Source organism: Trebonia sp. (assembly GCF_049794275.1).
Classification (GTDB): Bacteria; Actinomycetota; Actinomycetes; order Streptosporangiales; family Streptosporangiaceae; genus Trebonia.
Genome location: NZ_JBARCR010000324.1, coordinates 1 through 10,439, shown reverse-complemented (window position 1 = coordinate 10,439; position 10,439 = coordinate 1). Strand labels below are relative to the sequence as shown.

10 protein-coding genes are annotated in these 10,439 nt (G+C 66.5%); 6 read left to right on the top strand and 4 right to left on the bottom strand.

From position 1 onward, the window contains the following. Together WA805_RS09025 and WA805_RS09020 are read left to right on the top strand one after the other, a co-directional pair. The coding region (locus tag WA805_RS09025) for a PucR family transcriptional regulator (protein ID WP_425242113.1) at positions 1–675 on the top strand (675 nt) is incomplete at its 5' end. Positions 676–867: 192 nt separating this feature from the next. Further along, positions 868–1,149, top strand: a complete 282-nt coding sequence (locus tag WA805_RS09020; RefSeq protein ID WP_422272182.1) for a hypothetical protein — start codon at positions 868–870, stop codon at positions 1,147–1,149. Between the two features lie 30 nt (positions 1,150–1,179). Here WA805_RS09020 and WA805_RS09015 read toward each other — a convergent pair whose 3' ends face one another. The 3 genes from WA805_RS09015 to WA805_RS09005 form a co-directional block, all read right to left on the bottom strand. Beyond that, on the bottom strand, positions 1,180–1,965 hold the full coding sequence (locus WA805_RS09015; protein WP_422284347.1) for a hypothetical protein: 786 nt from the start codon (positions 1,963–1,965) through the stop codon (positions 1,180–1,182). Positions 1,966–2,121: 156 nt separating this feature from the next. Then, entirely contained in the window at positions 2,122–2,505 is a 384-nt protein-coding gene (locus tag WA805_RS09010; RefSeq protein ID WP_424563056.1) for a hypothetical protein, read from the bottom strand. 310 nt (positions 2,506–2,815) lie between these two features. Then, positions 2,816–5,641: an AfsR/SARP family transcriptional regulator gene (locus WA805_RS09005; RefSeq protein WP_425242112.1), complete on the bottom strand. Its 2,826-nt coding sequence runs from the start codon at positions 5,639–5,641 to the stop codon at positions 2,816–2,818. A gap of 699 nt (positions 5,642–6,340) precedes the next feature. On the opposite strand from WA805_RS09005, the gene WA805_RS09000 reads away from it, so the two are divergent. Beyond that, positions 6,341–7,183: a hypothetical protein gene (locus WA805_RS09000; protein ID WP_422284352.1), complete on the top strand. Its 843-nt coding sequence runs from the start codon at positions 6,341–6,343 to the stop codon at positions 7,181–7,183. A gap of 44 nt (positions 7,184–7,227) precedes the next feature. Here WA805_RS09000 and WA805_RS08995 read toward each other — a convergent pair whose 3' ends face one another. After that, positions 7,228–8,172, bottom strand: a complete 945-nt coding sequence (locus tag WA805_RS08995; RefSeq protein WP_422284354.1) for a hypothetical protein — start codon at positions 8,170–8,172, stop codon at positions 7,228–7,230. A 671-nt stretch (positions 8,173–8,843) separates the two neighbouring features. Here WA805_RS08995 and WA805_RS08990 point away from each other — a divergent pair. The 3 genes from WA805_RS08990 to WA805_RS08980 all read left to right on the top strand — a co-directional run bounded on the left by WA805_RS08990 (position 8,844) and on the right by WA805_RS08980 (position 10,314). Then, a complete protein-coding gene (locus tag WA805_RS08990; RefSeq protein ID WP_425242111.1) occupies positions 8,844–9,395 on the top strand; it encodes a DUF3887 domain-containing protein in 552 nt (183 codons plus the stop codon). Continuing rightward, the gene (locus tag WA805_RS08985) at positions 9,392–9,715 is read left to right on the top strand and encodes a hypothetical protein (protein WP_425242110.1); all 324 of its coding nucleotides are present in this window, start codon (positions 9,392–9,394) and stop codon (positions 9,713–9,715) included. The genes WA805_RS08990 and WA805_RS08985 overlap by 4 nt, the downstream gene beginning before the upstream one ends. A 95-nt stretch (positions 9,716–9,810) precedes the next feature. Beyond that, on the top strand, positions 9,811–10,314 hold the full coding sequence (locus tag WA805_RS08980; RefSeq protein ID WP_422284356.1) for a SigE family RNA polymerase sigma factor: 504 nt from the start codon (positions 9,811–9,813) through the stop codon (positions 10,312–10,314). Positions 10,315–10,439 lie beyond the last annotated feature (125 nt).

Sequence of the window (10,439 nt, the reverse complement as noted above, 5' to 3'; positions counted from 1 at the left end):
GTAGTCGGTCAGGGCCGGTTCCAGCAGGTCGAAGACCTGGTGGGCGGTGTCGGCCACGATGGCGGCGATCTCCTGGTTGTCCTTGTCCTCCAAGGTCAGGTCCATGATCTGCTGGAACAGGGTGCGGCCTGGCTGCCGCTGGGGATCCGGGACACCTTCGACGCCGCCGAGGCAAGCACGGCCGGAGCAGACAGCGACATCCATTTCGCCTTCGGCGACGCGGCCAAGGGCACCACCGGGTTCCGCCTCACCCACTCCCAGGCCCTCGCCGCCCAGGCCGTCGCGCTCGCGGCCGGCTCTCCTCCGCTGCGGACGGTAGCATTCGGTGAGGTCGCACCGGTGGCGATGATGCTCGGCTCACCCGAGCTGCTGCGGGCCTGGGTGCTCGCCACGCTGGCGGACCTGGCCACCGACGACGAGAACCACGCCCGCCTGCGCGATACCCTGCTGATCTTCCTGCACACCGGGGGCAGCTACAAGGTCACCGCCGAACGGCTGATGCTGCACAAGAACACCGTCCAGTACCGGATCCGTAAGGCCGAAGAGAGCCTCGGCCGGCCACTTAGCGATAACCGCCGCGACGTGGAACTCGCGCTACGGGTCACCCGCTGGCTGGGGTCATCTGTGCTTCAGCCGACCCGGCAACGATCAGCCGCCCTGGCTGGCACCGCGTAGACACCGCTCCCCGGATGGCCGATCAGCGCTGCACGTTGGCCGATGTCCCCCTGGGACAGTCGCGGCGACAGGTTACGGCGCGGCGCAGCCGTTCGAGGCCTGTAGGGGGATAGGTTCTTGAGTCCGTGACGAACTGACATTCGTTGGGTAGAATGCCCTAGATTGTCATGGGATGCCTAGATAGGTGACATCGTGCGAGAGACACACGAGATGATTCTTAACGGCCGCGCGAAGTCCGGCGAAGAGGAATGGGTCTGCCCGGATTGCGGGCGGCGCGTTCTGCTGAGGTGGCCCCCGGATTTCGAACGCCTCATCCTTGAGCATGGTGACGATACGGCCGTCCATGTCGGCGCGAAGGGCGGCGTGCGGATGACCGGCCTCGAGGTCAATCCGTCACCTTCCCCCGGCCTGTCCAGCGAGGCGCGGCACTGGCTAAGCAACAACGGCATTGACTGGGACGGAACACCCGCCTGATCGCGTCGCAGGACGCAAGGGGCCGCCGCTTCAGGAGGGCATGACCTGCAGCATGATCCCCTCAGCCATCGCGGCGATGCCCCCATGGCCGGCGCCTGCTGCTCGCAGGCTTACCGCGGCCTCTAGGAGATAGATGCCGGGCGGAAGACCTTCAGCGTCAATCGTGATGGTTGTGATGCCCGCTACTTTCAGCAATCCGCGCGGCCTGGCAAGGGTTCTGCCGGATCTTCCCCCGAGTTGCCTGGCTATGATCACCGCGCTATAGATGAGCCGGTCGCTTTGCGGTGCCGCTTTGGTCAAGTCCAGGCTCAGGGTCACCCCGAAGGACTGCGCCGCGCGGAGCAGCGTGCGATCCGGCCGCAACCTAACGATCCATGCGGCGGGCCAGGGCGGCGAAGCGTCTGCGGCCGCGGACCGGGCCGCCGCTTGAGACGCTTCGGGCTGGGCTGGCGGCGAAGGCGTCGTCGACGCCTGTGCGGTGACAGGTGGCTGCCCGATGGGGGGGACCTGGCTGGTCGCGCTTGGTTCGGCGACTGACTCAGGCATGTATTCCGGATCCGGCTCCGCGTCGAGTGGCCCCACTGGCGCCGCGAGCAGCCCGACGGGGGCAGCGGGGGCAGTGGGGGCAGCAGTCTCCTTGATGAAGCGCAGCATGGCATCGTGCTCCCAGCCGGCCCATCGCTTTACCTCGCCGGTCCCGACGTGCTCCATCCTGGTGTCGCGGATCGAGCCATCGTCGTTGAGAAGAACGCGGACGATGAAACTCTCGTAGTGCTGCCCGTTTCCTGCCGCAGGACCGCCGCGTTTCGGTGGCATCGCGGTTCCTTCCGCAAGTTTGCCTCCCCGGACGCGTTCCATCCCCCATCTGTACTCTCGGTGCGGGCCCCGGGCTGGCTGTGGCAGCCATGCCCGAGCCCCGCACCTGCGTCAGACTCTTTCTGCTGGAGCTTGCGATGAAGAAGATCCACAAGCTCAGTTGATCATGTAATTCCCCATTTCCACGAACGCTGCGATGTCCGAGGGCACACCATTGAAGATGAAGACGGCGACGAGGTTGTACACCATCGAACCCGGCGGAGGCGAAGGATCGGAAAGCGGTATCGAGCTGGATGGCCGGTCGGCGGGGTAGGTCAACGTCCAGGGGATGGGCGTGGTGCCCGCTGGATCCGTCGGGTTCGCTGTGATGGTGATGTCTTTCGAGAGAATCTTTTGGTTATACCCGCCGCCGAGCTGGTCGGCGTAGACGGAGACGTTTCCCGTACCCCCCAGCCAGTTCGGGAAATCGATATGACCCTTGACCGCGAAGCCTAGGTCGAGGTCGAGGACATCCGCCGGGGCGCCGCCGGGATCAGTCACCTGGTCGACAGCGAAGTCGGCACTCAGGACGGACGGGAACTGGATTGGGCTGGACCCAGGTACAGACATGGTGATCACCTTCCTACTTCGAGAAGTGAGCATGGGTTGAATCCGCTCTCGCGCGGGGTCCTGAAGCGTTTCACCTCCTCTGGCCCCGTGTCCGATGCTGGAGGGATCCATGAAGCTCACTCTGGTGGGCCGCGCTTAACCGCTGCATGGGCGGGCGCTTAATCCCGTAGGGACCTGAATTAAGCGGGTGCGCGCTGGGTTCCCCGGACACGCAAAGCTGCAGGGTGGGCAGCCCCCCGGTTCACACCGACTCATGGCGCCGAATCTGGTTGTGCAGTGTGATCGTGGCCAAATCAGGTTCGACGCCCAGTTCGCTTCGGAGCGCGCCGACGCATGCCCGGTACTGGATCAGCGCCAAGTGTGGCTGACCCTGCCTGCTGTAGCAGCGCATCAGCCGCCGGTACGCGTCCTCCCGGCAAGGATCTTGTTCGATAATGCGCCGACAAAGGTGTGCGGATTGCGCGTATCGCCCCGCGTTGAAGTGGAGGTTGCTGAGCCGCCCAAGCGTGTCGAGGTATGCGAGGCGCAGACGTTCACGGATCAGCGCCGCCCAGTCGTCATAAGGGTCGTCCGCAAGGAATTCGCCGCGGTAAAGACCGGTGGCGAATTCGTACGCGGCCGTCGCCTGGTCGGTATCGCCCACGTCCTCATGGAGCCGGCCCCGTTCGACCAGCTTGTCGAACTCCTCAATATCTAGCCATAGGCGTACGTCAGGGTGAAGTCGGTAGGTGCCATCGGAATAGACGATGACTGGGACGTCCTTGGCCTTCTTCAACACGCACCGCAAGCCATGGATGGCGACGTTAAGGCTGTTCCTCGAGGCCTTTGGTGACGACTCTGGCCAGAACACCCCCATTAGTACCTCACGCGAAGGCCACGGCTGGCGGTGGGTCAGCAGATAGCCGAACAGCGAACGAGTACGCGCGCTTGACCATTCTTCAACGGGAGCGTCATCGATGACGACGCTCATAGGGCCGAGCAGGTGGACGGAGACCTCCGCCTGGGCATGGACTGGGTGCGAGACGCGGCCCGGCGCCGCACGCCGCAGCGTCGCGAGATGCGGTGAGGCCCCTTCCGACACCGTTCGCCCGGGCGCAGTCTGCACTTGTCCTACCGACCCCACGGGGCGCGCGCGCCACGCTCGTGAGCCTGTTGATGGCACGGCCATCGCGGCGAACTTAACAGCATGGGAAACAGGTGATTCACCGGCGTCCGGCGGCAACGCCGCTCCGTTCGGGCCGTTGATATGCGCCCCGCCAGGGTGCCTGTCATGCAGCCGGCCGCGCAACCTGGTCCACGACCACCGCCCCACCGTCCGCTCCCCGCTAGATTCGGCCAGTCCGGGCATCTTTAGGACGGCAGGCACGTCCGACCAGCCGTCCCCTCCCGGTACGCCGCCGTCACGGCCGCCCGGCGCCCGGGCGCATGCAAGCAGTTCACCAAGTACCTGGTGCTCGGCGCGGCTGAGCGCGGCCTCGGCCTCGCGGTGCGATTCCTGCTCTCGGCGCAACGTAGCCACCTGCGTGGCGAGTTGACCCGCCTTCCGTATCGGCTCGGCGGCGGCGCCGACCGAGACGGCCGCGGCAGCCCGGCTGAACGAAGCGAGGGCGTAGTCGGTATCGCCGGTGACGAGCGCCACGCGGCCTTCCTGCCAGGTCGCCCACATCCGGACCATGGCAGCTTTAGCGTCGTTGGCCGCAGCGGCCGTCTCCACGAGCAAGCGGGCCGCGCGCGCGTGCTCTCGTGCTTTCACAAGATCGCCAGCGTTCGCCGCGGCAGCGCTTGCGGCAAGCATGCTGCGAGAGGCGCCGTCCGCGTCATTGCGATTGGCATACCGTGTCGCTGCTGAGTCGTACAAGCGGCTCGCTGCGACCGAGTCACCGCGGGCCGCCATCATCTCGGCGCGCACGTAATCGAAGTTCGGGTAAACGGCGGACAAGCCGGGAGGCAATCGGTCGAGCCACTCCTCTAGGGCTTGCCACCTGCCGAGATCGATGAGACCTTCAGCACGGCTGGAGATCGCTCGTGCGGCGCAGTCATGATCACCGAGCGTGAAGTAAACAGAGATTGCCTCGTCGCCCTCGCCAGCCAGGAGCAGCCAGTCCGCTGCCTTGTGCAACGCCTCGCGACTTGGCATGGACCGCTGCCCCAGTGCGGCGCCCAGGGGATCGCGCCAGTTGTTTCTGACGCGCGACCAGCCATCCTCGAGCGACTGGATCCAGGGGCCTTGCGCTAGAAGGCTCTCGCCGGTTACGGCTGATGTCATCGCCGGGTGGGTGTATTCGATCCGCAGCGCGAGCCCAAGTGCACGGCGGCTGTCCTCGCTGGTACTACCGAGCAGTACCCCGGCAAGTCGTGTGAGCAGGTCCTTCTCGCCACGTGCCCGTTCGAGCACGCTCGCGAGAGTGCGGGGACCGGCAGAGCACCGTGCGGCGCGGATCGCAGCGAGCACAGTAGGCCGCCCCGCGAGCGCCGTCACCCGTTCGTCCGCGCGGCGTGACAAGGGCAAACCTATTTCATCGAGGGCCCGCCGCGCTGCCGTAGGCGGCAGGCTCAAGTCGCCGCGGGACCGCCGGACCCATGCACTGGGCACGCCGTCCGGTGGGTTGCCGCTGGCGACGAGCACGCACGGGACGGCACGAGCCAGAGGCGGCAGCAGGTCGGTGCTCAGCAGGGTGAAGGTGGCCGTTCGGTCCCACGCATGCTGGACGTTCTCAAGCACGAGGGCACCGCTCATGCTCAGCCGCCCACCCATCTCGGTGCCCAGTCCGGCGAACAGAGACGGCCAGCCGTATACGGGGCCTGGCTTCGCTCGCATCAACTCCGACGTCACGTTTGCCGCACCGAAACGCGCCGCCGCGGTCGCGAGCGAAACGAGAAACGTGCCGGGGTCGCGATCCTGCGGGCCGAGCCGTAGCCAGATCGGACGCCGGCCTTTGCGCAGGAAAGCAGCGGCCAGGTCCTCGGTGGGCAGGCTGTCCTCAGCTACGTCATAGATGGTCAACTGCGGCTCGGCGGCGTCATCGAAAGCCAGGTACGCCGCCTGCGGATGATCCGCAGATGGCACCAGCGCTCTCGCCTCCAAAGGCATGGTTCCCCGATGCTTCACCGCTGTCACTCCAGGCAGTAACCCGGCCCCGTACACCCGGACACAGTTACTACACGCCGTGCATTCAGGCGTGTCAAGGTGCCGAAGGTCCCATGCCAAGTGACGATTCTGTGGCTCATTGGCCAGGTCCCGCTCAGGCGTTGTACTGAGGAAATGCGCTGCCGGTGCCTAGCTGAGGATGAGCCCTTGGAGGCTCCCCGCTAGGTCTGGCGACTCTGCCGGGGCCGGGTAGCTCCCCCGGATAAGTGAGCAGCGTCGCTGTGGACAACGGTGTGCATCACCTGTGTAAAACCGGGCCTAGCCTGTGTACACACTGGGGAAATGATGGGGACTTCATTGCCGGGTCACCGCGCTGCGAACCACTTGACATGGCATAACGTGCTCCGCGCCCTGTGCATATGTAAACGACTGGAATTTTCCACATACCACGCCGCGACATCCAATAAATAAGCCGGAAATTTATCTAAGGTATATCCATTCGTGATTAGCAGCCGGGACTGTCGATTTATGAAACCGCAGGTGGTGAGCCCGGCGCCTTGCTAAGGGGACGCGGCGCCTTGCTAAGGGGAGGGCGGCCGCAACGGTGGCGCGGGTCCGGCAGGCGGCCCACACGGGGTAGGCGCAGGCGCTCATTACTGACTCGACGGGAGGGGCGACATGAAGATCAAGATCCGGTCACACGACGCCCGCATGGTCCACGACAGCGACTGGCGCCAGACAGGCGATTGGCTCACCACCCTCAGAGAGGATGACCGCGCCAACCCGATGGGCGACGGCCACGCCCAGCCGAGGCGCGACGACTATGCGTCGCAAGAAGTTCCTGTCGACACCTACCGGGCTGAGGTTGCCCAGGCTGAGGCTGCCGCCCGGGCGGAGGCTGCCTACCGGGCTGAGGCTGTTTACCGGGCTCAGGCTGCCGCGAGGGCTGAGGCTGCCGTGAGAGCCGAGGCTGCCTACCGGGCTGAGGCCGCCGCGAGGGCTGAGGCTGCCGCCAGGGCTGAGGCCGCCGCCAGAGCTGAGGCTGCCTACCGGGCTGAGGCCGCCGCCCGCTCCGCAAGTACCGAGCGGGCCGTGATCGGCGATGAGCTGCGGATACCAATCATGTGGTGTGAGATGGGGTCGTGCATCTCCTGGCACGCCGATTCCGCGGCACTCGGAGAGGCCGACGCCCGCGTCCGCGCGATCAAAGCCGGCTGGCGCATCGACGCCCTCGGCCGGCTGGCGTGCCCCCGGTGCCAGCAGTCTGATGCCGGCTTCTGGGCCACTCACTCGGTCGTGGCGTGGGACCGATACACGGCCATGGCCAGGGCAGCCTCCGTCTCCAGCCACAACGCTGCCGCCGCTACCGGACGCAGTTATGACCCTGGCCCCCCTGCTAGGGGGCGCGCCTACGACGGGCCGCCGAACCCTCCATGGCGCCAGTCGGCACCGCCGGTGCCGGCGCCACGCCGTGACAGTGGGCCGTTCCTGGCGAACTATCCGCGGCGGGCGATCCGGTAGGGGCTGCCGTTTCCCGCGTGGCCTTGAAGGGCAGCCCGTTTGAGCTATGAGAGGGGCGACGGCTTCAGCACTGTGTCGCAGTATGTGGAGTCGGGTCCGTAAGGCCCGCCGCACTGCATGGTGGCCGGGAACTGCGATCCCTGCTTGTAGTCGAACTTCGTGCCTGGGTAGTCGGCGCCGAAGGTGATCGCGCTATAGGCGGAATTGGCCGCATACCACGGATAGGTGCAGTAGGGGCCGCCGTAAGCCGGACAGTACGAGGAGACCTCCGCCGTCCCGCCGAGGTCGCTTGTCACCGCCCACTCACTGGGCGCGGACCCGTTGGCAAAGGTGACAGACAGGATCTTCAACGGCGTGATCCCGAGCCAGCTCGCGGTGTTGTAAGAATCGCAGTCGGTCTGCCCCGGATAGCAAAGCTGGCCAGCCGGAGTGCTGAAGTTTGACGTGTGCCCGATCTCCCAGACGAACGCGTTAGGCGTGTCGTCCACAAGGCCCCAGCCGAGCGCGTTGCCGATCTGCTGAGTGCTGTACAGCGGGAGCAGCGGTCCGTACTTGCTGTTCAGGACGATCGTGCCGGAATGGCCGGTGGTCACGTCGGTCACCGTGACATTCCACCCTTGGCCCGCCGAGCCGAGGTGGAAGTGGATGCGCACGGTGTCGCCCGCGCTCATCACCAGCGGAGACTTGCTCGTGCCGTCGTAGAGCTCCGCGTTGAATGCGGCGTCCTCCGCTCCGCTCTGCGTGCTGACCTGCCAGACCGGCGAGCAGACCGTGAACTTGCCTGGCGCGTACGTCACGTTGTAGCCGCCGTCGGAGGAGCACGTGTTGACCACGGCATCCGGATAGAACTGCACCTCAAGAAATGCCTGCCCGAACAGTGCGTGCGGGTTCGGGTCAGACACCGCGCCGCCCCACCAGAAGGTTGGCCCGACCGCGGAGACGGGTACGGTCCCGTCGGCGGGCAGGACCGCGGTCCAGGTCAGGTGCAAACGCCACCGCTTTGATCCTGCGAAGAGGCTGTCGGCGCGGCAGCCGCAGGCAGTGACGTGCCGACGGCGAGCAGAACAACTGCTGCCGTTCCCAAAAGGCCGCCCGTAATTCGTGCCATGCCGCGCTTGCCCACGTGGGCCTCCCGGGAACGAGGAGCTATACGGACGCGAGATTAAGGTGAGCATAATTTGAAATGCAAGCTATCGGCAACGTTAATGCGCTGCCAGCCTTAATCGGCGGTGTGATTTACGAGCCGTCCGATTATTTATTTCATGTGGTTTGCAAGCCGTCCGATTGTTATTTCAGATGCCCGTTGAGCCTGAAGCCTGGGTCGCGGACCTGAGCTACCTTCGCCGGACCCGCACTGCCCGGGTCGCCGGGTCCGCCGACGGCCGCGGCCTGTTGCCTCGGGCCATTTACGTGCGCAAGACTGAGCACGTATTATTTATTTCGTGCTAGTGCTTGAGGCGACACGATGGTAGCTCCTGACACCCCCGCAGTCTGCGAGGCGTGCGGTCGGCCGCTACCCCACCGAGAAGGAAAGGGCAGGCGGAGGCGGTACTGTGACGCGACATGCCGGAGTGCGGCGCGACGCAGGCGGGATGCCGCGAACCGTCCGTATGTCAAGGATGAATTGACACCAACAAATCGTCATGAGAATCTTGACACTGTGGATCGGCTCGCCGATGCGGTCGCCCGCGTCGGCAGCGGCTCCCCGCTTGCGGCCCTGGCGGCGGCACGGGACCTGGCCACCGTCGCCGGCGAGGCGATGCAGCAGGCCGTCGACCAGGCGCGCGCGACCGGTCATAGCTGGAGGGAGATTGGCGATGTTCTCGGCACCACCCGGCAGGCCGCGTTCCAGCGGTTCGGGCACCCGGTTGACCCGCGCACCGGAGCCCCGATGAGCACGGAAATCGCGGCGGGTGCCGCGGAACGGGCCGTCGCGATCCTGGCCTCCATGACCGAAGGCCGCTGGGAGGAAGCACGCCGCGACTTCAGCGGCCAGATGAGTCAGCGCCTCGATGCCAAGCGACTGGCCGATGGCTGGGCACGCATGGCCGGCCTGGTCGGCGCTTATGAGGGCATGGGCGACGCGTTCGCCCACCGGGTCGCCGACCACACCGTCGTCGAGATCCCGCTGCGGTTCGAGGCGGGCGAGGCGACAGGCCGGGTCATCTTCGACGAGGACGGCAAGGTCGCGGGCCTGTGGCTGCGGCCATGATCGCGTCACTCGTCATCGGCGGAGTGATCCTGCTCGCCATGATCGGCGTCTCCTGTTACGGCTGGGTCATCCTCCCGGCCGACGCACGGGTGCCGATCCACTTCGGCGCCGGCTACAACAACTTCGTGTCCAAGGGCCTCGGGCTGGTCATGCATCCCGCCGCGGGCGTGGTCATCTACGTCATCTCTGCCGCGACGACCCGCAACCCGGCTAAAGCGTCATCGGCCGTCTACATCGTTCCCATCGTCATGTGCGTCTTGCTGGTCGTCCAGGTCGGCGCGATCAAGGTGGCCCGCAGCCGATCCGGGATGATCGGCTAGGGCCCGGGCAAGAGCGGAATTTAGCCAGCGCCCCTGGGCAACCAGCAGTCTGTCCGTGACCATCAAGTAGGTATGGAGCATTCGAGGACCGCCCGGTGAGACCTGCACGGGAAGCCGAATACACCGACTACATCCAGGGCCGCCTGCCCTCGCTGCGTCGGGTGGCTTACCTGCTGTGCCAGGACTGGCAGCGCGCGGACGACCTCGTGCAGACGGCCATCACCCGGCTGTACACCCACTGGGGCCGCGCGCGGAACGCGGCCAGCATCGACGCCTACGCCAGGACGATCCTCATCCGCACGTTCCTCGCCGAGCGTCGCTCCGCCTGGAGCCGCCGGGTAACGCTCTTTTCCGCGTACCCCGACCTGCCCGCCGCTGCGGACGCCGACCCCGACACGCGCCTCGACGTGCGCGCCGCGCTGGCCAGCCTGCCGCCCAGGCAGCGCGCGACGCTGGTGCTCCGCTTTTACTGCGACCTGCCCGTCGAGGAGACCGCGGCGGAGCTCGGCTGCGCGCCGGGCACCGTGAAGAGCCAGACCGCCAAGGGCCTGAGCGCGCTGCGCCGCGCGCTCGACCCGGTACCGGCCGAGGAGAACTGACGATGGACACCCTGGATGAGCACGCCGTCCGCACGCTGCTGCACGAGGCGGCTGGCACCCCCGAGCCCCCGTCCGCCGTCGACGTGGACGCGGCCCGTCGCCGCGGCAGCCGTCGGCTCCGGACC